Origin of the sequence: Bacteroides sp. AF32-8BH, assembly GCF_003435205.1 — a bacterium.
GTDB classification, from domain to species: domain Bacteria; phylum Bacteroidota; class Bacteroidia; order Bacteroidales; family Bacteroidaceae; genus Bacteroides; species Bacteroides ovatus.
Genome location: NZ_QVLZ01000020.1, coordinates 17,785 through 43,208, shown reverse-complemented (window position 1 = coordinate 43,208; position 25,424 = coordinate 17,785). Strand labels below are relative to the sequence as shown.

21 protein-coding genes and 1 riboswitch are annotated in these 25,424 nt (G+C 52.6%); of the genes, 11 read left to right on the top strand and 10 right to left on the bottom strand.

Features of this window, described 5'->3' with window-relative positions:
• Window positions 1-68: 68 nt before the first annotated feature.
• The 9 genes from DWZ47_RS15285 to DWZ47_RS15245 all read right to left on the bottom strand — a co-directional run bounded on the left by DWZ47_RS15285 (window position 69) and on the right by DWZ47_RS15245 (window position 11,617).
• Window positions 69-833, bottom strand: coding sequence for an ABC transporter ATP-binding protein (locus tag DWZ47_RS15285; protein ID WP_004293588.1), 765 nt, complete (start codon window positions 831-833; stop codon window positions 69-71).
• Window positions 830-1,810 (bottom strand): FecCD family ABC transporter permease, encoded by a 981-nt coding sequence (locus DWZ47_RS15280; protein WP_004293587.1) that lies wholly within the window; start codon window positions 1,808-1,810, stop codon window positions 830-832. The genes DWZ47_RS15285 and DWZ47_RS15280 overlap by 4 nt, the downstream gene beginning before the upstream one ends.
• Window positions 1,811-2,950 carry an ABC transporter substrate-binding protein gene (locus DWZ47_RS15275; RefSeq protein ID WP_004293586.1) on the bottom strand — a complete coding sequence of 380 codons (1,140 nt, stop codon included), beginning with the start codon at window positions 2,948-2,950 and terminating at the stop codon, window positions 1,811-1,813.
• Window positions 2,951-2,974: 24 nt separating this feature from the next.
• Window positions 2,975-5,032 (bottom strand): TonB-dependent receptor, encoded by a 2,058-nt coding sequence (locus tag DWZ47_RS15270; RefSeq protein WP_004293585.1) that lies wholly within the window; start codon window positions 5,030-5,032, stop codon window positions 2,975-2,977.
• Window positions 5,029-5,526 carry a transposase gene (locus tag DWZ47_RS15265; RefSeq protein ID WP_004303978.1) on the bottom strand — a complete coding sequence of 166 codons (498 nt, stop codon included), beginning with the start codon at window positions 5,524-5,526 and terminating at the stop codon, window positions 5,029-5,031. The genes DWZ47_RS15270 and DWZ47_RS15265 overlap by 4 nt, the downstream gene beginning before the upstream one ends.
• Complete coding sequence (locus tag DWZ47_RS15260; RefSeq protein WP_004293583.1) at window positions 5,526-6,596, bottom strand: glutaminyl-peptide cyclotransferase; 1,071 nt, start codon at window positions 6,594-6,596, stop codon at window positions 5,526-5,528. The genes DWZ47_RS15265 and DWZ47_RS15260 overlap by 1 nt, the downstream gene beginning before the upstream one ends.
• A gap of 71 nt (window positions 6,597-6,667) precedes the next feature.
• Complete coding sequence (locus DWZ47_RS15255; RefSeq protein ID WP_008142913.1) at window positions 6,668-8,794, bottom strand: hypothetical protein; 2,127 nt, start codon at window positions 8,792-8,794, stop codon at window positions 6,668-6,670.
• 1 nt (window position 8,795) lies between these two features.
• Complete coding sequence (locus DWZ47_RS15250; RefSeq protein WP_087393864.1) at window positions 8,796-10,604, bottom strand: PKD-like domain-containing protein; 1,809 nt, start codon at window positions 10,602-10,604, stop codon at window positions 8,796-8,798.
• A 53-nt stretch (window positions 10,605-10,657) separates the two neighbouring features.
• The gene (locus DWZ47_RS15245) at window positions 10,658-11,617 is read right to left on the bottom strand and encodes a DUF4465 domain-containing protein (protein WP_004293580.1); all 960 of its coding nucleotides are present in this window, start codon (window positions 11,615-11,617) and stop codon (window positions 10,658-10,660) included.
• A gap of 156 nt (window positions 11,618-11,773) precedes the next feature.
• A riboswitch (cobalamin riboswitch) is annotated at window positions 11,774-11,962 on the bottom strand.
• Window positions 11,963-12,053: 91 nt separating this feature from the next.
• On the opposite strand from DWZ47_RS15245, the gene DWZ47_RS15240 reads away from it, so the two are divergent.
• From DWZ47_RS15240 to DWZ47_RS30995, 10 genes are all read left to right on the top strand, one after another.
• Window positions 12,054-16,823, top strand: a complete 4,770-nt coding sequence (locus DWZ47_RS15240) for a hypothetical protein (protein ID WP_004293579.1) — start codon at window positions 12,054-12,056, stop codon at window positions 16,821-16,823.
• A 51-nt stretch (window positions 16,824-16,874) separates the two neighbouring features.
• Complete coding sequence (locus DWZ47_RS15235; RefSeq protein ID WP_004293578.1) at window positions 16,875-17,162, top strand: hypothetical protein; 288 nt, start codon at window positions 16,875-16,877, stop codon at window positions 17,160-17,162.
• Between the two features lie 5 nt (window positions 17,163-17,167).
• On the top strand, window positions 17,168-17,491 hold the full coding sequence (locus tag DWZ47_RS15230; protein WP_004293577.1) for a hypothetical protein: 324 nt from the start codon (window positions 17,168-17,170) through the stop codon (window positions 17,489-17,491).
• Window positions 17,492-17,601: 110 nt separating this feature from the next.
• Window positions 17,602-18,279, top strand: a complete 678-nt coding sequence (locus DWZ47_RS15225) for a hypothetical protein (RefSeq protein WP_004293576.1) — start codon at window positions 17,602-17,604, stop codon at window positions 18,277-18,279.
• Complete coding sequence (locus tag DWZ47_RS15220; RefSeq protein WP_004293575.1) at window positions 18,272-19,204, top strand: hypothetical protein; 933 nt, start codon at window positions 18,272-18,274, stop codon at window positions 19,202-19,204. The genes DWZ47_RS15225 and DWZ47_RS15220 overlap by 8 nt, the downstream gene beginning before the upstream one ends.
• Window positions 19,201-20,094, top strand: a complete 894-nt coding sequence (locus DWZ47_RS15215; protein WP_004293574.1) for a hypothetical protein — start codon at window positions 19,201-19,203, stop codon at window positions 20,092-20,094. Before DWZ47_RS15220 ends, DWZ47_RS15215 begins: the two co-directional genes overlap by 4 nt.
• Window positions 20,084-20,650, top strand: coding sequence for a hypothetical protein (locus DWZ47_RS15210; protein ID WP_004293571.1), 567 nt, complete (start codon window positions 20,084-20,086; stop codon window positions 20,648-20,650). The genes DWZ47_RS15215 and DWZ47_RS15210 overlap by 11 nt, the downstream gene beginning before the upstream one ends.
• The gene (locus tag DWZ47_RS15205) at window positions 20,647-23,229 is read left to right on the top strand and encodes a hypothetical protein (RefSeq protein WP_117513712.1); all 2,583 of its coding nucleotides are present in this window, start codon (window positions 20,647-20,649) and stop codon (window positions 23,227-23,229) included. The genes DWZ47_RS15210 and DWZ47_RS15205 overlap by 4 nt, the downstream gene beginning before the upstream one ends.
• Window positions 23,230-23,231: 2 nt before the next feature.
• Window positions 23,232-23,444 carry a hypothetical protein gene (locus DWZ47_RS31000; RefSeq protein WP_191835317.1) on the top strand — a complete coding sequence of 71 codons (213 nt, stop codon included), beginning with the start codon at window positions 23,232-23,234 and terminating at the stop codon, window positions 23,442-23,444.
• 34 nt (window positions 23,445-23,478) lie between these two features.
• Window positions 23,479-23,838, top strand: coding sequence for a hypothetical protein (locus tag DWZ47_RS30995; RefSeq protein WP_224241394.1), 360 nt, complete (start codon window positions 23,479-23,481; stop codon window positions 23,836-23,838).
• A 108-nt stretch (window positions 23,839-23,946) separates the two neighbouring features.
• Here the strand turns inward: DWZ47_RS30995 and DWZ47_RS30665 are convergent, their stop codons facing one another.
• Complete coding sequence (locus DWZ47_RS30665) at window positions 23,947-24,105, bottom strand: hypothetical protein (RefSeq protein ID WP_008672739.1); 159 nt, start codon at window positions 24,103-24,105, stop codon at window positions 23,947-23,949.
• 14 nt (window positions 24,106-24,119) lie between these two features.
• Between DWZ47_RS30665 and DWZ47_RS15195 the strand changes: the two genes are divergently transcribed.
• Window positions 24,120-25,379, top strand: a complete 1,260-nt coding sequence (locus DWZ47_RS15195; protein ID WP_004293566.1) for a hypothetical protein — start codon at window positions 24,120-24,122, stop codon at window positions 25,377-25,379.
• Window positions 25,380-25,424: the final 45 nt, after the last annotated feature.

Here is a 25,424-nt window from a genome sequence, read left to right as displayed (position 1 = left end):
GAATACGAGGGTGCCAAATACTTTTTGGGACACCCTCATTGCGTCTGACGTGTTTCCCGACAGGAAAGTCAGTCTCTTGGCATGGATTTCACGATCCCGCTCACGGGGTCGAATTGTACGGCGGCATTGTTGAACAGCCGCTCGATATGCCCGCTGCGGATCATTTCGGAGGTCGGCAGACAGTGAAGGACGGGCGTATCGATAAGGGCTATTCTGTCACTCAGCGAGAGGGCTATATCCAGTTCGTGAGTGGAGAACAGAATGCATTTGCCCTCAGCATGCGCTAACCGTGCGAGCAGGGAACACAATTCGTAACGGTTGGGCATGTCAAGAAACGAGGTCGGCTCGTCCAACAGGATGACGGGCGTTTCCTGAGCCAGAGCACGGGCTATCATAATGCGCTGGCATTCACCGTCCGACATCTTATCCATCGTGCGGCCGGCATACGCCTCCATTCCGACCGAAGAGAGCGACCGCATGACGATTTCCCTATCTTGAGGCTGCATGCGGCCGATCCAGTTGGTGTAAGGGGCGCGGCCGATAGCCACGACATCCTCGCACCGCAGGTTGGCGATGCGTGTGCGCTCGGTCGTGACAAATGCCAGTTGCCTTGCCTTCTCCGGAGTTCTCATGTTTGCGATACAATGTCCGTCGAGCAGGATTTTACCGCAATAATTATGATTCAGTCCGGCTATGGCACGGAGAAGTGTAGATTTCCCCGTGCCGTTCCTGCCAATAAGGGCAGTCAGCTGTCCTCTTTTGAAAGAGGCATCGACCTTATCGAGAAGCCTCTTCTCTGCGTAGCCTATGGAAAAATCGCACAGTTCTATCATACCGTCATCGATTTATTGCGTAAAACCACCCATACGACTATCGGGATTCCCAGCAGTGCGGTAATGGCATTTACGGGCAAAGTGAACATTTTGGAAACGATATCGCAAAGAAGCAATACCGCCGCCCCCGAGAGAAGGGTTCCCGGCAGGAGCACGCGGTGGTCGGCCTCGCGGAAGAGCATCCGCGCGACGTGAGGCATGGCAAGACCGATGAAGCCGATCGGGCCGCAGAAAGCCGTTACCGTGCCGGCCAGCAGCGTCGTCGAGAGAAACAGCAGACCGCGCGAACGGCGGATATTCAGTCCCATCGTTACGGCATATTCCTCGCCGAAGAGCAGGAGGTTGAGCGGTTTGATCGTCCATACGGCCAGCAGCAACCCGACGATGACCGACGGAAGGAGGATGGCGAGCTGCGGCACCGTCACGTCGCCGAGCGACCCCATCGTCCAGATGACGAACGCCTTTAACGCCTCCTCTTTGCTCAGATATTGCAATATCTGCACGACAGCGCTCACGCCTGACGAGAACATCATACCCAAAATCAATATCACCATAATGTCCTTTATGCGGTGTCCGACGGCAGCGATTACGAGCAGCACGACGGCCGCACCCAGCCAAGCCGCTCCGGCGATGCCTATCGACGAGCCGACGCCTGCCAGCACCACGAGCGCCACGCCGAGGCTTGCACCCGAGCTGATGCCCAGCACGTAGGGGCCGGCCAGCGGATTGCGGAACAATGTCTGCATCTGCAAGCCGCTGACCGATAGCGCCGCCCCGGCCAGCAGAGCCACAACCGCCTTTATCAGCCGTATGTTCAGTACGATTTTCGCCGTAGTCCGCGGGCAGTCGCCGCCCGTCAGGGCCGCCCATACGTCGCCGACGGGAATGCGAACCGCGCCCACAGCCAAATCCAACAGGAAGAGGCCGACCGTAAGCACGGACAACGCGGTGAACAGGATGACGGGGCGTGAACGCATCTATTTCAGTTGTTTGTAGTATACGAAATCTTCTTCGACCAACTCGGGGTGGAATATCTTCACGAGGTCGCGCAGAAGAAGGTCGGGATTCACGACGGCCGATTCGTAGTAGTCGTTGCCTCCGGCGGCATTGGTGCGGGCGTTGTTGTTATAGACATAGCCGTTTCGGACGCAGCGGGTATCGGCGAACTTCGGGCAGGCGGCTTTCAGTTCGTCGAGTGTGTTCGCCATGCCGACGTTCAGCCACATATCGGCCTCCGAAGCGAGCAGGTATGCCTCCTCCAAGTCGATAGGCGTCGAAGAGTTGCCCGTGTTCTTCTTGTAGATGTAGTCGCCTCCGGCGTCGGTAATCAGCCGCACGGCATAGTTTTCCGTCGAGGGCATGAACCACGAATCGCCGTAGGGCGTATTGAGCATGACCGACGGGGCATCGAGAACGGCACCGGACACTTTCTGTTTCAGCGCATTGTATCGGATCGGAATATCCGCGAATACCTTTTCGCCCTTCGCGCGTTTCCCGACGACCTCCGAAAGCGCCACCAGCCATTCGGCTTTGCCCAGCGGAGATTCTTCGAGATAATCGCCGACATACATGAACGGGATGCCGAGCTCCTTGAGTTTGCTCTCCATCGCACTGGCCCCGTTCACGCCGAAAAGCAGCACAAGGTCAGGGTCGAGCGACAACAGAAGTTCATAATTGATATTTCCCTCGTAACCCACGTCGCCGATGCTGTCGCGGCGTGCCTGAATGTCGGGATTGGAGATATAGTCGAGTCCCGAAACGCCGACCACACGTGCCGTCTCGCCGATGGCGTCGAGCATGGCGATATGGGTCGAGGACATCGCCACGATGCGCTGCGCATCCCCTTCGAGGACCTGCCCGTCGAAACCCTCGGGAACGGGTTCCCCGTTACGGGAGATGAACAACCGGGTGGTGACGCTATCCGCGCCCTGCCACGGATTCATGACGGAAACCAGCACGCTCTGTCTGCCGTCTGCTCTTTCAATCTTGAATCCCGAGGCATATTCGGGAGCGTAAAGCTGTTTGTTGAAATCGGCAAGTTGGGAACTCTTGCCACGACAGCCTGCAAATGCCAGCGCAAGCAGCACCATCAGGCTCAAATTCTTTAATACTTTCATATCATTACCTTATTTACGTTTACATTATTTTCTGCTTTTCCCGAATTTCGGGGTGATGCCGATGAAGAACTCGAAGTTGATGCCGGGCATAGGACGCGACAGCACCGAGAGATAGTCCTCGTTGAACAGGTTATTGACGGCAAGTTTCAACTGTACATCCAGCGGTTTGAACGACAGCATTTTCTCCAGTGAGATATTGCTCATGAAATACCGGGGCAGGTGGCCTGTCAGCGTGTAATCGTTGCTCGACATGGTGAAACGTTCCGAGTAGTAAGCCCACTTGTAGAGGAACGCCCACGTCCGCCATGACAGCCGTCCTGTCAGCGAGGCGGAGTGCTCCGGCACGTAAGGCAGTTGTTTTCCCACCGACTGGTCGGCGGGCGACATCTTTTCGCCCTCGTTGATGGAGGGGGTCCACGAATAGGAACCGTTCAGGTCTATCAGCCAGTCCTTTGCCGGCTGCACGGCAAGGTTGGCCTTCACTTCGACACCGTAGGCATGGACTTTCTTCACGTTGCGCGGCGAGAAGAACCCCTTGGTCGTCGGCAGCCAGATGATCCAGTCGTCGATGTAGGAGTCGAACCAGCTTGCGCTGCCGCCCAGTTTATATACCCCCTTTTTGCCGACATCGAAACTCACTCCGGCGTCATAGCTGAAGCCGTGTTCGTTTTTAAGGTCGGGGTTGCCGCCCGGCAGAAAGTAGAGGTCGTTCAAAGTCGGAAAACGATAGTTGCGCGATACGGAGGCTTTCACCATCACGTTCCCTTTGCGCGAAATCAGTCCGTCGATGAAGAATGCCGGGATGAGCGGAGCCCATTTGTCGCCCGACATCTCCTCGCGCAAGACCAGCGACAAGCCCAACGGCTCGACAGGCTGCCATTTGGCCGATACAGAACCGGAGAGCTCGACACGCCCCTTGTCATATCCGACGACGGCTTTGTTGCCATCCTGAAGGATGATGTTCTTGTCTTCGCTGCGCACGAGATGCTGGTACACGGATACGTTCGAGGTGAAGAACCATTTCCTGCCGGGCGAGTATTCCGCTTCCGCCTGTCCGTAGAACGTGTTTATCTTGCTCCGCGAACGGGTCATGGAGGCCCAGTTGTCCGGCGCCACCTCACGACGGTAGTCGTAGGCCATCCACGTATGGATATAACCGCCTTTCACGCCGACTTTCCATTTCTCTTTGATATGGTCCCATGACAGGACACCACGAAACGTCTGCTCCCGCTGGCGGTTCTCGAAGGCGGTCTCATCGCCGTAATCGGTCGTGAGCATCGGCAGTTCCCGGTTGGAGTTGATATACCATGCGTTCAACCCGAAACGGTCGCCTTTCAGGGTGTTGTAATATACCTCCTGCAACAGGTGCAGGTCCTTGAACGAACCCGATCGGTTGCGTTCCTTGGGATGATACTGTCCGATGATGTTCTTCTCCTCGTCGTAGATATTTATCTTCTTGTCGTGGTTGGTGTACTTGTAATCGTTGGGCGACGACGAATAGACCGCGCGGGTCGAGACCTGCCATCGGTCGCTGCCGTAGGTGAAGCGGGCGAACTCGTCGAACGTGCGGAACGACCCGATGCCCTGCACGTATTGGGCATGGAAGCCCTCGCCGACCTGCGGCGTAGTACCGAGTTTGACAAGTCCGCCGAGTCCGCCGCCCGTTTCATTCACCGACGACGTGCCATGAAGCAGCGAGGCCTGATCTATGAAGTAGGACGGTATGGTGGAAAAGTCGGTCATACCCAGCATGGGATTGTTGATGCGCATGCCGTTCCACGTCACCTGCGTGTGGCTGGGCGACGTGCCGCGGAAAGCAACGGTGGAGAGCGTGGCGCGTCCGTAACTCTTGACGAACACGGACGAATTGAACGTCAGAATGTCGGCCATCGATAAGGCAATGTTCTCTTTCAGTGCGAGCGAGTCGAACTTCGTCTTCTGCACGCCGATTTCTTTCATCGGGCGTTTGCCCCACACCGTGACCTCGTCTATCTGGTGGATGCGTCGTGTGATTCCCTGCGCGGACAATACGGACGGACAGACGAGCAGTAGCGAGAAAAGTATGTATTTCGTATAAATCATTTGATTCCGTTTTTAGGGTGGGTATTCGCGGAAAAATGTACCGTGGAGGATGCCGGCACGGACGTTTGATGCGGGTCGAACCCATTCTCTTCAAGCAGTTGTCCGTATTCTTCCTCGAACGAGATCTCCTGATGGATTGTATGCTGCTCCTCGATGTGCCGTCTGAGCCGGTGAAGGTCGCTGAACGACACGCTGAACGAGTCGAATCCGGCAGCCCAACCGGAGAAGTCGGCATATTCCGGGGTTTTCTGGTATACCGTTCCCGTGGCGCCTTTCACCTTGTTCACGATCTTGCTGAAATCCCCGGAATTCGGAATCTCGACAAGTACATGCACGTGGTTGAGAAAGGCATTGGCGGCATGTACGCGGCAACCTTTCCCTGTAAAAATCCGTGTCATCCGCTCGAGCATCAATCCTTTTCCCGTTGTCGGAATCGTCATCTTGCGTCCTTTGGTAACGAAGATGAGATGGTATAGGTGTCGTATCCTGCCCATCACTTCCAACAAAATGCGCCGGGGATTATCCCGACATAGAATTCATCGATCAGTTCACCTTCGGACGAGTAGCGGTAGACAATGCCCTGCTGCTGGTAGTCGATGGCATCGGCCACGTAGACATCGCCACGCACGGGGTCGACGGTCAGGCCGTAATAAATCGTACCGCTGTATTCGAGGAACGGGCGCACGGGAACACGTTCCGCATCCACGTCCATCGACCATATGTCCTTGTTGATCCAGTAGAGCTTGTCGCCCGTACCGTTGAGCTGCACCTCCGAAGGCCAGTCGCCCATCTTGAACTTGAACTGCTTCTCTACGGTGAACGTCTCGGCATCGATGCGGTAGAGAGACGGGGCTTCGTAGCCGTAGGGCGAACCCTCGTACCCACCGTCGGTGATCGTCCACATCTTGTGGTTCTTGTCCATTACCAGCGAGGTGGGCTGGATGCCGACTTTCAGTTCTTCTACCACCTGATCCGTTTCGGTATCGATCTTGATGATGCGGTTTTGGTACGACCAGCAGTTGCAATAGACATATTTGCCATACTGCACCATCTGCTCCGTGGAGCCGCTTTCCATCGTCATGTCCGGCACCTGGATGTAACCGGTGATTTCATATTTCTTGGGGTTGATGATGAAGATGCGGTTGTCCCACAATTGGGTGACATAGGCTTTCTCGTCGCTGAGGAAATGGATATAGCGCGGCGAAGTCAGGTTCGTGATACGGCCCACCTCTTTGAACGTATTGAGGTCGATGGCGAAAATCACGTGGGAATTGTTCACCACGACCCAGCCCTTATTGTCGTGGATGCACATCGATTGCGCCACGTCGCCCAGCTTCATGCCGTTGGCACGGAAGAACACTTCATTCTGCACCTGTTGGGTTTCGGGGTCGTAGTACGACAACGTGGCATTGCCGTACTGGAAGTTGCCCTCGTTGGTGATGAACAACCCGGCTCCGGTAGCGTTGAAATCTTCCACCGCATCTCCGTAGTCCCACTCCATGCAGCCCGCCAGCAACAGCGGCAACCCGCATAGAAGAATGATATGTCGTATCAGATGTTTCATTGGCTTGTTATAAACGGGAAAGAGTACCGGTCTTTTGGCCAGTACCCTGTTCCCTTGTAAAATAATGGGTGTTACTGCTGGGTATAGCGACCGGCTTGCATATCCTCGTAGGTGGGGTTATAACCGCAATTGGTTACAAGCCAGTCTTCTTTCTTGATTTGCTCTTCTTCTACAAAAGATTTGAAGAACGTATAATCAACAAACCGTGTCAACCGGATAAATCGAACTCCTGAGAGTTTTGTTAAAGTTGGCATATTGAAAGTCGTAAGCGATGCTGCATTTGCAGCACAAAGTGTTCCATCAATGGCCTGCAATTTGGGGCATGAAATAGTTTTTACGGTACGAACAGTCATACCAACACCCCCGACATGTTCCAATGACGGAAATGTAAAATCTTTATTTGATGCCATAAAATCTAAAGAACCATATAAAATATTATTAATCACCCCTTCTTTGATATATTGAGGATTGCTTGAACAACCGACTGACTTTAAATTCGTAAAATCATAATCATAGTTAGAAACAGCGTTCAGATTACCGATAATACATAACTGACCTCCGACAATTTCCAATTTCGGGAACGAGATATTGTTTGCCATTGTAGTTTCGATGCTTAAATATCCATCTACACTTACCAAGTTAGGGGCTGAAACGCCTTTTTTTGAACCTCTTATAATTTCCATATTCCCGTAAACTCGTTCAAATTGGAATACAGGATCTGTTGTCATATTGCTAGAATACTTAAAATTCTTAATACTCTTAAAATTCAATTCTGGATCTATTCCAACACTTGAACCGGTAATACCGCTCGGAGCTAGAAACATGCTAACTTGCGACATATCCTCTTTTGTGATAATTTTTGAGAATATAGTCCCGTCTGTAATAGAAATTAAAGGTTCGTTATCCTCAAAAGGTACAAAATTTACTTTGCTCAAATCTAAAATTCGATCAGAACACTCCAATAAACGCAGCAAGGTCAGTCCTCCGAGTTGTTCTAATTTACTCCAATCCGGCAATTTTTTCAAGACTTGGAATTTAGATATTGTCAATGTGCCTTTAACAATCGACAAGTTAGACAGTCCATCTATTTCTTGTAATTTATTATTTCCCGTAGATGTAAAAGCATCGGACGCAATATAACTGGAAACGAGATTAAGGTCGCCGTTTACTACCGATAATTCCGGCAATGAAAGGGTCTCCAACGGAATCGGTATAGAAGCAAAATCCACACTTCCAACTTCTTGTAATTTCGGAAATTCCAAAGAAATCATTTTGCCTAAATTATTAACCCCTAAGCGACCGTTTACTTTTGTCAATTCAGGAATTCTCAAAGATGTGATTTCTCCTCCTGGTTCTCCGTCACTTGTCAGACACTGGAGATCAAAATCCTTTACGACAGTGGTTAATTTAGGGAATTCAAAACTTTGTAGAGATGAAGTCCTGAATATTATATTTCCATCAATCGTTTCAAGGTTGTCGAATTGCACATATGCTACTTGATTGTTGCAGACAACGATGTCGCCAGTAATATGCTGCAAAGATCTCATACTGACCATCTGCAATTTACTGTTGGTCGCAAAGGCAGTTTCAGTTCCTATTTGCAAACCTCCAATTGAAGTGATATTATCAAGTCCCGTAAGATCTTGTCCAACATAACTTTTCCGAATGATGATGTTTCCTTCGACTTCCTTCAATATTTTTAATGCGGCGATATCCGACAATTCTTCTGCATCCTCAGCATCCGACCCGATAATCAAATCACCTTTGATAACCGTTACGTCCGTATCAATGAAAGCCGTAACATCCGCTGTTGTCTTCAATTCCACATCCCCTTCATAGCGAATCTCGTCTTTAATGACTTTATATGTATAATCATTCGCTTCTCCATTGTAAGAGGTTACACGAAACGTTCGTTCCGTATCCCAGTCAGTAATGCTTGCCGGATCGGGAATAATTGTTGCCGAGGATGTGTATTTGAATTCGACTTGAGCATTATTTAACGAAACAGTATATGGAACTGTTATGGTAATTATATTGTCAATTATTTCCGCTGTATAGGATTGACTTGCCACAGTCATCACGACTGATGTGATAAAATTGTCATCGGCATCAGCAGGACTTTCTGGAGTCTGATTATCTTCTGAACATGATAAAAAAAGAAATGGGGCAATGAATAGTAAAAGCCAAAACTGTCTCATATTATTGATTATTAGTTATTGATAAGTCTTCAAATGAAAATACTTCTGTGGATATCTCTCCAAGCCAACCACTTTTCGATAATACTCCACACTGAACTTTGATAAAGTCTATATATTGCAATTTTACTGGAGTCCCGTCATGATATATTGCATTGGCTATTTTGAATCCGTTGCGCTGACCGCTACCATCAATGACATTTCCTCCTACCAGATTATCTGAACCCATATTATCCACATACCCCCACTCATAAGCGTTATTCGCCCAATATCCTGTAACGGGATCTTGATTGTTGCGAGGAGTCAGACGCGTCCCATATAATGTATAGCTATCTTCTTTAATCCAATTGGGATAATAATATTCTTGGCCATGGTATGCATTCATATCGACAGAACCTGAATTACCTTCACTATCTACCCACGGAGTATGTGCTCTGGGTGCAGGTCTATAGTAAGTTACTTCGTAGTCTTGTATTGTACCATCGATGCCGGTTTCAGATCCTTTTAATTCATACCATTCATCGTCTGGCTGGCCATTGCCATTTATATCTTGCATTACCCAAACAATGCCCGGCTCATTTGAGCCACCGCTCGAACTGTTAAAAGCATTTCCTTGTATTGCAAAATCGTATTCTCGGCCACTCGGAGCAATACTATGGTCAAAACCGATGATGATATAACCACCGAAAGATCCCAGTGAAACATGCGCTTTTTTGTTCAATCGTTTCGTTGCATACTCTATGGCTTGTTGGGGCGTCGTTTCATTTCCTATAAATCCGGTATTTTGGGATAACTCATTAATAAACTGTCCGGGAGCAGGAATGAATTCATAAACCTTATCCCAAATACCTGAACTTGTCGCTGTCGCTTGCCGATAGCGTTCTTGTTCCGTTTTTTCTTCACAAATAACCTTAACTGTCGTTGTAATTGAAGTATTACTACGTGTTATGTTACGTGAAAGTGGCTGTGTGTTGGGCATTTTTTCTGTAACAGTAACAGCAACGAAATATTCTCCAGGAGTCGTCGGCGTGAATTTAAAAACCCTGTCGGTAGCGGCTTCCATAATTTTTCCATTGACCTGCCATTGATACTGTGGATAATCGAAATATTCCAGCAAAGGCCGCAAATATACAGGACGCCCTGCAAAAGTATAACGATCCGTAGAAGTTTGTGTATAGGATGGTGTCGGAAACCGTACGGAATAAGGCATTGTTTCCACAACTTCTACGTCGAAATCACGGATTGTTTCTCCGTCTATATTGGATGCCCGGATTGTTATCGAATATGTACCGAGTTCTTTTTCGTGAAACGTATATGCTTTTTCTGTTCCGACGATTTCTCCATCGCGTACCCATTCAATTCTAAAATTTTCAAGATCGTCATGTTGAATATCTGGAGATAAAATATAATCCGTGTTTTGAGGCACTTTTAATCCTTTAGAGGGGATTATGATTGAAATTGTAGGTGGAGTTAACTCCAATACTTCTACTTTTAACTCTTCTTCCGCATAACCCTCTGGTGTATCAACTCGCAATTTGATATATAGATGTTGTTCCTGATTCCATGTATACTTCAATATTGATTCAGATGAAAGAAGTTTTCCATCTACTGTCCATGCATAAAGTGCATTATTCGCATATTTATATGTCGGGGCAATTGTCAGTTCACGCCCAACTTTGATAGTGTAAATGCCAGTCTCACTATCGAGTTCAATTATAGGAGCTTGTTTTATTGCTTCAGTAATTACATCGTTCTTATTACAGCTTGTAATAAAAAACAAAAGTACAAGAATACTAAATATGAAAGCCTTCATAATAAAAAAGGCATAGAACTGAAATCAGTTCTATGCCAAACTATATTAAATTGTTATTCTATTGTAACGTCGTCTATACAAAGATACGCCGGAGTATTGAGTCCATATATAGGATCGACATCAGATCCTTCAAAATTGAATTTTACACTTTGCACATCCGCTACATTAATATCCCAATATGTCCATGTAGTTACGGGGGACACTGTTGGTTTATCATATCGGTAGTCGGCCAACAATTTCGATACAGTGGTGATCAAATTTCCATCTACGTCATAACATTCGATGTTGACTTGGAAATATCCTATATTGTTGCCGTCAGAATCTTTCAGATTACTCAACGGTGTTGCAACACCCGATGTTCCGAACTGATTACCATTTATAATCACACCATAGGTATATGCTGTGTTACAATACCATAAACCCTTGAATTTGCGAGGGGAGTCAAAATAGAATTCAGGTTTGGCCATCCACTCCGTATTTCCGAAATCAGAGTAGCCGTATACAACAGCAAAATTGGAACCGCTGTGACCTGCCCCTGTATTGGCCCCATCTGTGGATGCTGTATTATAGACACTACATTGATTCTCCCAAGTATACCACCAATTAGTTCCAGAAGTCTTGCCGGCAGCAGAATCAGAACGATAATTGTATTTCGACAACGCAATGGCACCACTGGAAAATTCAGTATACGCTCCATAAGAATTGGTTACAGTATTCATGTCGGAGACAAACACAAAATCGGGATCGTATATTTCCCTGATTTGGTTCTCTGCAGTATATCCATAAAGCGTGTAGTAGTTCTCTGCTTTAGGCGAAACCGCCATGAATGTTTCATCGAAGTCATCGAATGTAATGGTTGTAGTGCCATCATCATTAAAGTTGGCTCGGGTTTCGGGAGTTACTGAATCAGTTTGAGGATTCATCAAAAAGTCATCGTCTGAATTACAGCCGGTGAACAGGGCGGTTGCCGTCAACAGGAAAGCTCCCGCCAGAAAGCGTAAGTTTCTTTTCATAGCTTACTTGTTTTTTAATAAAACATATTTTTAACAAACACAAAAAATCCCGTTCGCGCAGGTTTACACGAACGGGATTATGTTTGTCTTCAAATATGAGAATGACTCCTACGGCATTCCGTATCTGATCGCAACCCGATTTTCTCCCGCGGGTGTAAATCCTTTTCCGGTCATGGCAGGTCTTCTGACTCGTCCCAGTCGTCGCGCCTTCCCAGCATTACACCAGTGGCAGGTTGCGGCAACCTTGAGGGGACTTACAGCAACGGGTACTGTCCCGGATTCTCACCGGATTCCCTTTTCATCCGTGGCGGCGAACCGCCCGGAACCATTTCCAATTACAAAAATACAAATATTTTTTATAATAATATCATTTACACGAAAAAAAATCCGCAACCTGCCGGAATCATTCCGCACTATACTTTCAGAAAAAGGTTTCATGGCAAAGATTCTCATCGCCCGGGGACAGGCGACCATCTATGTCCAGAAGGACGGGTATACCATAACCCAGTCTTTGGGTGAATACGTGTTCCCCGCGGATGACACGGGGAAGATTCTCTCGTCCGTCACTCTCACCTCGACCGTACGGGTGATGTGCGGGGACGAGGAACTCACGGCCTTTACCATCGGTGCGGTGGGTAAGCCGGCGGGATTCTCATCCGTTACCGTCAATAACGGCACGAAGACCTTAACCTACGTTATCACCGCCGGTACGACGACCCTCGCCGACCACGGAACAATAGATATTCCCGTGACAATTTCCGGTATTGTCTATCATCTGTCGTTCGTCTGGTCGAAAGCCAAGGCGGGTATCCCGGGCAAGGACGGGGTCGATGCCGACATGCTCGACTGGGTCAAGGAGTGGAATACGGGTAAGACGCTCATCAACGGCAACACGGTCATCACCCCCAAACTCTTTGCGGGCACGAAAAACAGCGACGGCACCGTCTCCGGGATAGCCATAGGCTCGTTTACACTCAATACGAAGACCTCCTCGGGAACGATCGCCGCAGAGGCGGTAAACGGCATCTATGGATTTAGGGATGGCTACAAAACCTTCTATGTAGATAACGGCGGTAACGCCCAGTTGGGTTATGGCGACCAGTATGTCAGGTATAACGCCACGACAGGCAAGGTCGAGTTCGGCAGCGGAGTGAGTCTGAACTGGGTCGGTGCGACCTACATCGACAAGGACGGCGTCTTTACCGGAACACTCTCGGCCGATACGATTAAGACGATTTCCATCAGTGCTTCCCAGATCACATCGGGGATTATCGCTGCGGCACGCATCGACACGGCGGCGTTGAAAGCCTCCTTGATTACCGCCGGAAACATCGAAGCTCTGACCTTGAACGTTACAAAAGGGAAAATCGGCGGCTGGACGGTGGATGCCGACTCCCTTTACCGGGGTACGAAGAACAACACTGTGGGGAGCTGCACCTCTGCCGCAGGTAGCATTACGCTCGGCTCGAACGGTATCCGGGGCTATAAATGGCGGCTGGATGCCTCGGGAGCCGGAGCGGTCGCGGGCGGCAACATCGCGTGGGACGCTTCGGGCAACGTCACGTTCGCCTCGACGGTCAGTGCCTTGTGGACGGCACCTATCGGCTCCCTCACCACGGCTTTGGGCGGCAGCGGCTATCCCAAGCTGACGAAGATCACGGCCGACGGAATCTATACCGGCAGTATCACCGCCTCGCAGATTACCGCAGGAACCATCTCCGCCGACCGCATAGCGGCAGGCAGTATAGCGGCCTCGAAGCTCGATGCCGCCAGCATCAGGTCCTCCATCATCAACACGGACTATATCAACGGCCTGAGCTGTACCTTCACCAAAGGAAAAATCGGCGGCTGGATGATCGGGGCTTCGGCCCTCACTGCCACGCATATCTCGATAGACAGCGGCAACAGACGCATCGCGGTGTACGGGGCCAATTCGGGTGTCGCTAGCGGGCAGCGGGTGCAGCTCTACTACAACAGCGACACGGACTTCGGGCTCTATACCACGGACAGTGCAGGGTACTGCGTGGCACAGCTGGGTTCGAGCAACAGCATAGCCGGCTGGACGATCGACACGACTTCCATTCGCAAGGGCAACGTGTCGCTGGGCAGCGACGGCTCGATCATCAACTCCACGAAATGGAAACTGAACAACGACGGTTCGGGGCAGATCGCCTCGGGCAACATTGCATGGGACACTGCCGGGAACGTTACGTTCGGGGCTTCCGTATCGCTGCAATGGAAGAACGACATCGAAGCGGCCAAGGTTACGAACTTCGGCTATCGATATTACAAGAAACTCATCATCAACGGCGACGAAGCGACCTATTATCCAGTCGTTTTCAAAGGTGGCGACCAGAACATCAAACGTACCATTCTCGTCCGTCGGGGATATGCCGAGCAGGCTCCGGTCTCGTGGAACACATCCACGCACAAAGGAGGTCTGATCGTACTTATCAAAACCAACTTCGGCGGTTGGGGTGGCATTGCCTATTCATGGGATATCTATGACCTTTCCGAGACCTACTGCCGGATGTTCGCCGGGGCGCAGCTGTGCGGCAACTACTGCATGTTCGCCGTCTTCCTGCGTGGCGGCGGCGATACGGGTGCCGTGTACCACCTCTACTCCGACCAGCCGATAGAGAGCAGCAGTTATAGTCCTTCGCCGATTCCGGCAGCTCCGCAAATCGCTTACGGCAACGACCTTATCTTCCAGAGCGGTTCCACACAAGCCTATGCCCCCGCGCCGCGCACCCTCACGGCTGCCGTCGAGGAGGAGATCCGCCGCCATCGGTTCATTGCTCTGGCGCAAAGCACGGACAGCACGCTTGCGGCGCACCCGCTGACCTATATCGGCTCGACAGGGATTTACACGGGCACCCTTACCGCGGCGCAGGTCAACGCCGTGGCGATCGATGCCGGCAGTATCAAGACGGGAACACTTTCGGCAGACCGTATCGCCGCGGGCAGCATCAGCGCCTCGAAACTCGATGCCGTGGGTATCAAGTCGTCCATTATCAATACCGATTACATCAACGGTCTCAGCTGCACGTTCACGAAGGGCAAGATCGGCGGTTTCTCCATCGGCAGTGACAACATGACCATAGGGAACGTCGGAGCTGTGGGTGCCATCCCGTTGCAAATCCGTTCCGCCTCCACGGGCAGCGGTTACTGGTACACGGGAGCCTACAAGCCGCTGGGTATATGCCTTACGTGGTATCAGAGCAGCAATGCAGGGCATATCGTCCTCGGGCAGGTGGCGGCATCCGGCAACAGTGTCAAGACCGGATTCATAGGTCTTCAGATGATGTCATGGGACAATCTGGAATACTTCTGCCTCTCGGTGAACTATACCAAAAGCGGCAGCAAGGAGGTATACAACCGTATCGCGGGGTGGGCCTTCGACCACAACCATATCTGGAAAAACAACATCTCGCTGGGCAGCGACGGATCTATCGCCAACTCCACGAAATGGAGTCTGAACAACGACGGGTCTGGGCACATAGCCTCGGGTAATATCTCATGGAATGCCGCCGGCACGGTTACCTTTGCCGCATCCGTATCCGCCCAGTGGACTACGGGCATCACGACGGCGCAGGAACTCGCTTCGGCCATGGCGTTCGGGAAGATGCTCTACCGCGACCCGACTTTCTGGAACGGAAACAACGGTGTCGTGGTTTACAACAACTCCCAGAACGGTATGGTGACCGTTACCCGGCAGCAGGATGCCACGGCACCCAATGACAGCAAGTATGTCCTGAAAATCCAGACCAGCGGCAGTGCCAGCCCTCGCAACGGAGGCTTCTATTTCGGGGCGAAATGCGGTTACCGCAAGGTGCTCGTCGCCCGCATTATCGCCAAGATCCCCGCCGGCAGAAATCTCTGTTGGGCGACGAACAGCGTCGGCACGGGAGGTTCGCACCGGTGGCTTACGTCGAACGCCGGCACGGGCGACTGGAAAGAATACGTCTACAAGGTCGTGTGCGGCACCGCCGATTTTTCCAGCACCCATTTCTTCTACGTGGACGGCACGCAGGGGACTTCCGATACGCCTGTCATCTGGTATGTGGCCTATGCCACGGTCTTCGACCTTACCTCCACGGAGAAATACACGACCACCATCGATGCCAACGGCATTTACACGGGAACCGTACGCGCCAACCAGATTATCGTGGATTCCGCCCTGACTGTCGGAGGGAGCAGCTATAACGGCAGCATCTCCGTCAAGGATGCGAACAATAGCGTAAAGGTCACGCTGGACAGGAACGGTATCACGGCCGTGAGCGGCAAGATCGGCGGCTGGATTCTCGGAACAAGCGCCCTGACCGCTTCGGCTCCGGCCTCGGGGCACCGCATCGTTATGGGGGCTTCAGGATATATTTACCACGACAACCCTTCCACCGGAGTAAACTATTGGGCGCTGAACACGGACGGTTCCGCCACGTTCGGGTGCGGGAAAATCTCCTTTGCCAATGACGGATCGGGTTATCTGGCCAACCAGAATATCAAATGGGACGCCTCGGGAAATGTCACGATGACGGGCACCATCAACGCCAATGCCGGCACCATCGGGGGATTCGTCATCGGTCAGGGGCGCATCGGCTCGACGGCGACAGGAACCGGCTCAGGCGGCGGCCTTGCCATCTACGACGACCTGTTCCGCGTGGGGGACACCATTTCGTATGTCCTGTTCGGCAGCAACACCATACCGGCATCCGCCGGCGGATCATGTGCCACCGGACGTATTGTGAACAACAAGGTGAACAGCATCTTTAATAACAACTACGGGCTTTATATCGATGTCAAAAACGGTAACCGTAACTACGGAATATGGTCCAATGCCTCTGTTATAGCCCCTGCCTGCATCGGCAACAAGATCAAGAATGTCTATTTCACAGGCAGCGGTTACACGATCGATTTCTCGCAGTTCAACATCTTTTTCGTTTATGCCAACCAGAAGTACAGCGTGACCCTGCCGTCGGCATCGTCCGTGGCCACCATGTTCGGTTACTCGACTCTGCCGTCGGACTTCGCCTGCATATTTACCCTAATTTACAACTACAACTGGGGGAATAGCCTTGTATTCACCAATATCCGTAACCACAACGGGGATCTTGCCAGTTACACGTTAGCCAAGGGAGACTCCATTACGGTATTGTGCGCCAATTACCCCTCGTTCCATTACCAGATATTAAATCACTCTTATTAAAAACTTTTCTGCTGGGAATATCCCTACACTTAATAAAAACAGAAGCGAATTATGAACATCACCAACGTAACGGTAACCAAGGTTGCCGAAGAGAGCACGGAGAATGCCGACTACCAGTTGGAATATTCCATCGTCAATGACGCGCTGACCCGCGTCCACGCCTCCATCCGCAAGAAGGATACGGATGGCTCGGGGAACGCTCCGCAGATAGGTATCATCTACATGGAACAAGGCGTTATTTCATGCAACATTCCTATGGGAGAGCCGCTTGCACCCCTGTTTCATGATTTCGATACCATGATCGACGAAATAAAAAAGAGTAACGTACAAAATGCATAAATAATATGGAACTGTCAGTCAAAGACCGCCTTTACCTGCCGTCCTTTTTGCCGGCACGGGGCAACTTCAAGGACTTCAACCTCAAAAAAGAGATTCTGCGCAAGATCGCCATTCCGGACGAGGAGCGCAAAGCCATCGGTCTTCACGAGAATGCCGAGGACAAGCGCATCGAATGGGATGTGGAGAAGGAGAAACCGCTTGCCGTGGAGTTCTCGGGGGACGAGATGGAGTATCTCCGGAAAGCCTGCGAACGCATCTCGGACGAGGAGCTTCCGGACGATATGTGGGCTACCGTGTCGCGCATCTACGATTTCATTCAGGAGAAGTAAACCATCCTTTCTTTCTGCCGCTACTCTTTTGAAAAGAGTGCCCGGTCGTACTCTGATGTATGGTCGGGCTTTTTGTTGAAGTATCGTTCATGGCAAGACAGGACATAACAATGGACGCCGAATACGGTGAGGTGGAGACTTCCGGCAATATCGCCGGCAAGAGTTTCTACGACTTCCGCCTGCTCGATGCCGTCGCGGGTGCGGACAACGACACCTTCCGCTACGGAGAGATTACCGTCCCCGTCGGCTTCGTGTACACGTATAACGACGGCAAAGGGTTCCATGTCAGGATTCCCTATACGCCCGACATGCGCCGCCTGACGGTCCGTCTGGTTATGGAAAGCGGTTCGGGCGGCACGGAGTACCTGAGAAATCCTGCGACGGGCAAACATTGGTTTCCCGTCGTGGCGGAGACGGAAGCCGGCACGGCCGATATCGCCCTGGCCGCATTTTTCTCCCTCAATGAGAAGGGAGTCTACAACCTGCTGTCACGGGACGGTTACCTTGCCGTGTACAGCGGCTCAGAGACCGACTTCGAAATAGGAGCCGCCAAAGCCCAGAACGAGACGTTTCTGCTGAAAGCTTCAGCCGGAAATCTCTACCAACATTCTACGACAGGTGTCGGCCTCGTCGACTACCTGCATTCGAGTCTGGAAAACAACGGTCTTGCCGCCAAACTGCAGTCGGAATTCCTGTCGGACAAGGTCGTCATCAAGAATGCCTATATGGATTCTGCCACGGGAGAGCTGCTTTTAGAAACCGAGGAAAAGGAGGAGAACGATGGGTAAGTACAGGGTCGTAGCCGGACAGAATATCTACGATGTGGCCCTGTACCTGTACGGCAGCATCGAGGGAGTCGTGGATTTGCTCATCAACAACCCCGATCTCTCCTTCGCCACGACATTGACTGCCGGCCGGGAACTTGTCTACACGGACGATTTCGTTATCCGCGCCGATGTAGTCGCCTATAACGGGTTGCACGGCATCGTCCCCGCTAACGGTGAACGGCATGTCTATCCCAAAACGTTCACCTTGCCGCTTGCTGTCGTCCTCACGCTCGCTGCCGGGATCATCACCGTGCAGTGTGCCGTTTCCGGTGCGGGACAGCTGGAAATCGACTGGGGCGACAACAGCGACACCGAGACCGTCCTCCTCGCGGACACGCCGCAGCTGCTCACCCATACCTTCGACAACAAAGTCAGGGACAGGCGTCGTATCCGTTGGTTTACCGATGCCTGCTTCCGGAGTATCGACTGGAGCGGGCTCAAACCGCGGTCGTTGGTACTGGTGCAGACACTGCCGGTGGAGGAGCTGACGCTCACGCACGCCACACTCTCCTTGGAGAGCCTGCGGCTGCTTTCCGGAACCTACAGCCTGAACCTGTCGAATTGCGCGTTGGCCGATCTTGCACCGCTTGCCGAATGCCGGGAACTGATGACACTCGACCTCTCCGCCGCCCGACTGAAACCGACAGTCATAGATCATTACCTGACAACCCTTGTGGAACATTACGGCGACCGACGGAATTGCACGGTCATTTTACCTACAGCCCCGACGGGAACCTATCGGGAGCCGGACCGGGATACCGAAACGGGGCGCTACCGTATCGCCTCGGGCATGGAAGCCGTATGGGTCATCCTGCACGAGGAGGCCTGGAATGAGGGTGGCGCGTGGAAATTCATTATCGACGATATAACCTATACAGTGGAATGAGCCGGACGATTAAGGAGATATACAATGAAGCCGTGCAGGAACGCAACCGGCGGCTGGAACTGACGGAGTTCGCCAGCGACTCGAAGCTGTCTGTCATGAACGGTATCCTATGGACCGTAGCCGCTGTCATCTACAGTTTCGAGACGCTGCTTGATGTCTTCGCGGTGGATATCTCGGAAGCCATCAACAACCGGATCAACGGCACGCCGGACTACTACGCCAATGCGCTGCTGCAATACCAGCAGGGCGACGAGCTGACCGTCCGCGAGGACGGACTGGCTTTCGGGTATGCCCAGGTCGATGAGACCAAACGCATCATTACGCAGGTCTCCTATGTGGAGAGCACGGACGACAGCAACCTCGACAGCAAGCTGGTACTGAAAATCGCTACCGGCACGAAAGGACATCTGGAAGCTATTCCCGCCGAGGAGCTGGTGCCCATCAATGCCTATATCGGCAAGCTGAAATTCGCCGGCACACGCATCGAGGTCATCTCGACCAAAGGCGACGTGCTGGTGCCGCGTCTTACGGTCTTCTACGATGGTGCCGTTCCCGAGGCGGAGATGTACGACAGCATCGAGACCCGTATCCGGGACTACATTATGGGCATCGACTTCGACGCTGCGGTCTATGTCTCCCGCCTGACGGATGCCATACGCCGTGCCGAACACGTTACAGACGTCTATATCGACGAGACGGCAATCCCCGAGCAGGGCGTGTTTATTGCTTGCCACGATACGGACGGGCAAATCCAGCCCCTGCAACGTGTCGGCCGCATGACATACACCGCCTCGGGCTACCTGAAAGAGTCCTCGCGCAAGGACGAGGAGTCGGAACTGCCGACCTTCCGGGAAGCCATCACGCTCAAAGTCGAAAACCATGAGATATAAGCTGCCCATAGACCGTTCGGTGAACCGGCTCGTGCCGCACTACCTGTCGGGACGGCGGTTCATCCTCTTCGTGCAGAGCTGCCTCTATCCCTTGCAAAGCCTGAACGAACGGTTCCGTACGTTTGCACGGGAACGGCATATCGAGGCGCGCATGACCTCACAGGTCATCTATTTCGAGTGGTTCCTGAACTACCGGTTCGGTAAATACATCAAGGACGGCAAGGACCGCATCTTCATCAAGGACAGCACGAGTGTCGGTGTGGACCTGTACCACGAAGGGGCGGAATACCAGCGTCCTTTCACCGTATGGTACAACGGGGAACAGGTTACAACGGACAATGAGGCGGAACGCCCCCGTCCGTTCTACCTGCTGGCGGAAGAGAAGCTGATCAACAAGGTCAGCTTCATGGTCTGCGTCCCGCCCGTCACCATACCTCCGCGGGAACTGGTCTATATGCTTTCCTATGTGGTGAACACCTATAAGACAGCAGGCAAGACCTACCTGATCAAGATCGACGAAGACGAATACACCCCCAATAAGAATACAGGACAATGAAAGAATATATTGCGGAAACCGGCGGACGGTATACCTACTCGGACGATATCCTGAACTTGCAGGAACTGGCTCTCAGCATGAGTGCCGTTTTTGACGGCTGCTCGGACTTCATCATCTCCGGATGCGAGATCGAGGGTCCCCGCGTCTCCCCGGGTTATGTCTGGCTCGGCGGAAAGGTACGCCGTTTCGACGGCTGCGCCGATGCTGTCTATCCCTATTATATATACGAAATCAACCGGCATGAATCGGTGGTCTACGCCAATGAGGTCAACAAGCGCGGGCGTACCTGTTATCTCTGTGCCGGAGCCAAGGCTGTCCCGGATACGGTCGATCCGGTTACTGACAAACTGCCGGCGGCCATCGAGGTGACGGAGAGCTATGCACCCCGGTTCATCGACAAGTTCTTCGGCCGCTATGCTGTCCTGCTCGATACACCTTTTGCCCGGCAGACCGTCAAGAAGGATCTGGTGCTGGCCGGAACGTTCACCGGGCAGAAAGAAATCAGCTCCAAGACCGCCGTCTCCGTCAGCGGCGGGAACGGCTACATGCTCAAAGGCATCGTCAAGGCGGACGGCCATGCCGCCATCGGTGCCTACCTGCACGGTCTGCTTGTCAACGAGATTGTCATCCGGACGGACGGCACGTTCAGTTTCATGAAACAAGGCAAGGAACTGGCCAGGGTTACGGAAGACGGCATATCCTGCGGTACTTCGCTGAATGAAAACGCCCGGATCGGGGCTGTCCGCATCAAGGGATACGACATTTATAACACCTCGGATGTGACGGATGAGGGTTGTATCCGTATCAATTACCACGGCACGGAGGGCGGCGGAACAAAATACCGTGACTTTGCCGTGCATGACGGAAAAGCCTGCACCACACCTGTTTTGAAAGTCATCGGGCGTACCGCCACCCTGCAGGTCGGCGGACTGCTCTCCCTGCAAAGCACCGGACGGGGTATCGATATTCAGAATACCGCCTATACGAAAGACAATGCCAGGCTGACAAACCTGATTACCTGGCGTGACAGTGCCGCCGCGCTGCTCGCCACCGTCGGTTTCGACACCGCTGACAGTTTCCGTTTTGCGCTGAGGAACGTTCTGGGCGACATCGTGCTTGCCCCTTTGGGAGCGGTGGATGTGCTCGGTACGCTTAAAATCAACGGAAAATCCGTGTCCGACACCTATGTGACCGTCAGGGCCTTTACGGAGGCGATGGGAAAGAAAGTGGATGTGGTAGAAGGCAAACAGCTCTCTACCGAAGACTTCACGACCGAATACAGGAAGAAACTGGCGGCTATCACTACCGGAGAACTGACGGAGGGCGGCGAAGGTTATGTCACATCGGGAACCGTCGCGGCGGCTTTGAAAATGAAACTCTCCGCCGACGGGAACCTTTCCGATGTCATGGACAAGGCTGCCGCCCGGAAGAATATCGATGTCTATTCCAAAGCGGAAGCCGGGGAGGTATTTCTGGAAATCTCCGAAGGATTGAAGGAGCTGGTGCGCCTGACGGCGGACGAGATCAGCGGGCTGACGGCAGAGGAAGCCGCCGAACTGAAAGCAAAGCGGCAGGCGGCCGTCAGGGATACCCTCGATGCCGAAAAGAAAGGTATCGGGGAGCTGAAACTGGCCAAGACCTCGAACCTGTCCGACCTTCCGGACAAGGGCAAGGCACGCAAGAACCTCGAAGTCTATTCCACGGCCGAGATAGACCGGATGATGGACGGCAAGCTCGGGACTGACTCCGCTTACGAGGGCATTGTCTTCACAGCCGAACTCAGGGACAAACTGCTGGAAATCAAGACCGGTTCGTTCGCCTACATAGATGAAGGTGGCATTTCGCACGCGCAGGTCGAGGGATACGTGATGACCTCGCAGGTTGTCAGGGAACTCAAGAAAAAGGCGGAACGGCTGATGGGCGGCTACAACGCTTCCGAAAAGGATACCATCGCTACCAACCTGAACCTGTATACCAAGGTCGGGGCGGACGCCCGCTTCGCCGCGCTTGAAAACCTGTTCCAGGATTACATCGACTTTTTGACCGGGCAAGGAAAATCCCCCATGGAAGCCCGGCAGCTCCTGCGGAACAAGTTGGACGTGCTGTCCAAAGACGAAATCGTCAAGGACTACCTGCGCAAGGACGGCAAACTTTCCGACCTGTCCTTGCCGACAGCGGAGGCGAAACGGCAGGCCTGCCGCGCTATCGGAGCCGCCTATGCGGAAGAATACCAGCCCCTGCTGGCGGATACGGGATGGATGCACATGGAGAACAGCGGCTCGGGAACAGATACCCAGGGGCTGTTTATCCGCCAGATCGGGAATATCGTGTCCATACAGGGGTATATCAATACCGCACGCAGGGACGGCAGCAACTGGGGCGGCATCGTTGCCGTCATCCCGAACAAGATACAGCCCCCGAGATACAGCGTGCGCTGCAGCGCCGCTGACTGGAACGATGACCACAAGTACAACCGGGGCTCCTCGTTCACCATCTACGGCGGTTCGCGCAGGATACAGCTTTACGAGCGCGGTATGTACAATGTCAATGTAGAACTCAACTTCACCTATTTTGTATAGTCATGAAACATAAACTCAATGTAAACGGCGATATTGAAAGCCGCCGGAGGATTGCGGAGCGCAGGAACGTTCCCGTCCGTGAAACCGTACAGCAAACCATTCAACCGCAACATCATGAAACAGAAGAAAATCAGGCGGCAGCCGCAGAAGAAACCGTCTCCCCGGCAGCAGAAGCCCCGAAAGCGAGAAGACGGAAGACCGCAGGGGACGCTTAAGCGCTTTCCTTTCGACGAGACACGGATAGGCTTCATGCTCCGGTATGAGATGCCGGTAGTCTATCATCTGCTCCGCAGGTTATGCGCCACGCAGCAGCCCTTCGAGCCGGACTGGCAGGTCATACGGTCGGTGGCGGAGGCATCGAAAGACCCTTCCTGCGGCAAGGCGAAGTTCCGCCGCTACCTGGACGAGTACCGCCGGGACGGGGTCTATTGCCGGCGCGGGAAACGGCTCACGCCGGAGCGCAAAGCCTACTATGAAGGCATATGCCGCCGCAAGAGAGAAGAGTATATCCGCCGGAACCGCAGGAGGCTGCTTGCCGAAGCGCGGAACGCGCCGGGCGGCGACAGACTGCTCGGAGAGATTAAAAGCATTCTTAAAATGAAACGGTAATGCGCTGAAGGACAATGCCGGTGAGAAACATTCATGTACATGTATGGCTGTTCCGGGTAATTTGCCTAATTTTGTATTCCACGGTCGCTGCAAGACCTTTCCATATTGTCAAATGAGTATCCTCTTTCGGGATACGGTCAGCGAGACATCCTCTCCCAATTTTATCAGTTGAACGCGGACGGTGCAACCGAACCCGTCCGTCCTGTTACCAGTTTCTTTGCGATGCGGGTATACCGTGTCGCATTCTTCGGGCATTTTTAAATCCATAAAACAAAGCGTTTATGCAAGAAGAAGAAAAGAACAACGGCATGGAAGGCATGTCTGTCGAGGAAATGTTCCTCGGCGTTCAGGAATCTTATCAGGAGGCACAGTTGCGTGCCCAGGAGGAGAACAGGGCGTTCGCCCGTACGGAGTTCTTCCGCATGGACAAGTTCGGGACTTACCGTCTCCGTATCCTGCCCATCGCTCCCAATCCGGACGGCTCGCCGACACGTCCGGGCTATGAGTATCCCGTCCACCAGCTGCTTCTGGAGCTGGAGAAACCCGCTACGGGGAACAAGCCCCAAAAGATGTATGTCACTGTCACCCGCGCTACCGATGCCGGATATAGCGTTGATCCCATCGAGACTTACCGCCGCATGGCCGTCGAAGCCGCAAAAGAGGACGGGGACGACAAACTGGCGGAAAAGATTGCCGGGGGCTCGTTCGGAGGCGGTCTGAAATACAGTTACGGCCACTGTCTCTATGTATTCGACCTGGGTGAACGAGCCAAAGGCGTGCAGATGATGACCCTTTCCCATGCCCAGTTCAAGGATCTGGATGAGAGGAAGTTCAAGCTGTGGAGCAAGAAACTGGCCAAGAATCCGTCTTACCCGTGCCCGATTTCCTCGGTGTATGACGCCTATCCGGTGGAGATTGAAAAGCGCAAGAACGGAGCCAAGACCGAGTATGTCATTTCCATTGACAACGAATCGGAACCGGTACCGTTGACCAAGGAGGAGCTGACCGCCCTGATGGGTGCGCCGCGTATCCCGGAAATCATCTACCGCTACACCCGTTATCATCTGGGAGCCACCGTCGAGTTCCTCAAACAGTGCGACGGTATCTACGGCATGTCGCTCATGGAGACGGATGAAATGAAGACGGTCATCGACACGCTGGACGGTGAACTGCCCAAGGAGGATATATCCGCGTTCTCGTTCGACCGCCGTACGAAAGATAACAGAGAAAACGGGCGTGAAGGCGGAGGCATCTCGCTGGACGACCTTTTCGAACGTTATGACGAGCTTCAGCGGCAGGAACTCGGTGAGAAGACCGAGGAAGGCCAGGAGCTGCGTGCGATGATCCGCGGCTACATCGAGCAGGAAGGGCTCTCCGTGCGTGTCACACGCTCCACGAGCAACCGGGAACTACTCGACCTGATCGAAAGCGAGATGGAGGGTCCGAAGCCCAGTGACGAACCGGAGGATGTCCCCGGGGAGGAAGAAGAGCAGCCGGAGGAAACGGAAGAGCGTGCCGGGCGTCCCCGCCACCGCAGATAAGCCTTTCACAAGTTCTTGAATTCTAATCCGACGGGAGGCATCCGG

Excerpts from the sequence above, each read along its gene's own strand:
- DWZ47_RS15215 (WP_004293574.1), top strand. The coding sequence starts at position 19,201 with ATGAGCCGGACGATTAAGGAGATATACAATGAAGCCGTGCAGGAACGC.
- DWZ47_RS15245 (WP_004293580.1), bottom strand. The coding sequence starts at position 11,617 with ATGAAAAGAAACTTACGCTTTCTGGCGGGAGCTTTCCTGTTGACGGCA.
- DWZ47_RS30995 (WP_224241394.1), top strand. The coding sequence starts at position 23,479 with ATGCTCCGGTATGAGATGCCGGTAGTCTATCATCTGCTCCGCAGGTTA.
- DWZ47_RS15210 (WP_004293571.1), top strand. The coding sequence starts at position 20,084 with ATGAGATATAAGCTGCCCATAGACCGTTCGGTGAACCGGCTCGTGCCG.
- DWZ47_RS15275 (WP_004293586.1), bottom strand. The coding sequence starts at position 2,950 with ATGAAAGTATTAAAGAATTTGAGCCTGATGGTGCTGCTTGCGCTGGCA.
- DWZ47_RS15285 (WP_004293588.1), bottom strand. The coding sequence starts at position 833 with ATGATAGAACTGTGCGATTTTTCCATAGGCTACGCAGAGAAGAGGCTT.
- DWZ47_RS15230 (WP_004293577.1), top strand. The coding sequence starts at position 17,168 with ATGGAACTGTCAGTCAAAGACCGCCTTTACCTGCCGTCCTTTTTGCCG.
- DWZ47_RS15225 (WP_004293576.1), top strand. The coding sequence starts at position 17,602 with ATGGACGCCGAATACGGTGAGGTGGAGACTTCCGGCAATATCGCCGGC.
- DWZ47_RS15250 (WP_087393864.1), bottom strand. The coding sequence starts at position 10,604 with ATGAAGGCTTTCATATTTAGTATTCTTGTACTTTTGTTTTTTATTACA.
- DWZ47_RS15220 (WP_004293575.1), top strand. The coding sequence starts at position 18,272 with ATGGGTAAGTACAGGGTCGTAGCCGGACAGAATATCTACGATGTGGCC.
- DWZ47_RS31000 (WP_191835317.1), top strand. The coding sequence starts at position 23,232 with ATGAAACATAAACTCAATGTAAACGGCGATATTGAAAGCCGCCGGAGG.
- DWZ47_RS15205 (WP_117513712.1), top strand. The coding sequence starts at position 20,647 with ATGAAAGAATATATTGCGGAAACCGGCGGACGGTATACCTACTCGGAC.
- DWZ47_RS30665 (WP_008672739.1), bottom strand. The coding sequence starts at position 24,105 with ATGGATTTAAAAATGCCCGAAGAATGCGACACGGTATACCCGCATCGC.
- DWZ47_RS15255 (WP_008142913.1), bottom strand. The coding sequence starts at position 8,794 with ATGAGACAGTTTTGGCTTTTACTATTCATTGCCCCATTTCTTTTTTTA.
- DWZ47_RS15280 (WP_004293587.1), bottom strand. The coding sequence starts at position 1,810 with ATGCGTTCACGCCCCGTCATCCTGTTCACCGCGTTGTCCGTGCTTACG.
- DWZ47_RS15260 (WP_004293583.1), bottom strand. The coding sequence starts at position 6,596 with ATGAAACATCTGATACGACATATCATTCTTCTATGCGGGTTGCCGCTG.
- DWZ47_RS15240 (WP_004293579.1), top strand. The coding sequence starts at position 12,054 with ATGGCAAAGATTCTCATCGCCCGGGGACAGGCGACCATCTATGTCCAG.
- DWZ47_RS15270 (WP_004293585.1), bottom strand. The coding sequence starts at position 5,032 with ATGATTTATACGAAATACATACTTTTCTCGCTACTGCTCGTCTGTCCG.
- DWZ47_RS15195 (WP_004293566.1), top strand. The coding sequence starts at position 24,120 with ATGCAAGAAGAAGAAAAGAACAACGGCATGGAAGGCATGTCTGTCGAG.
- DWZ47_RS15235 (WP_004293578.1), top strand. The coding sequence starts at position 16,875 with ATGAACATCACCAACGTAACGGTAACCAAGGTTGCCGAAGAGAGCACG.
- DWZ47_RS15265 (WP_004303978.1), bottom strand. The coding sequence starts at position 5,526 with ATGGGCAGGATACGACACCTATACCATCTCATCTTCGTTACCAAAGGA.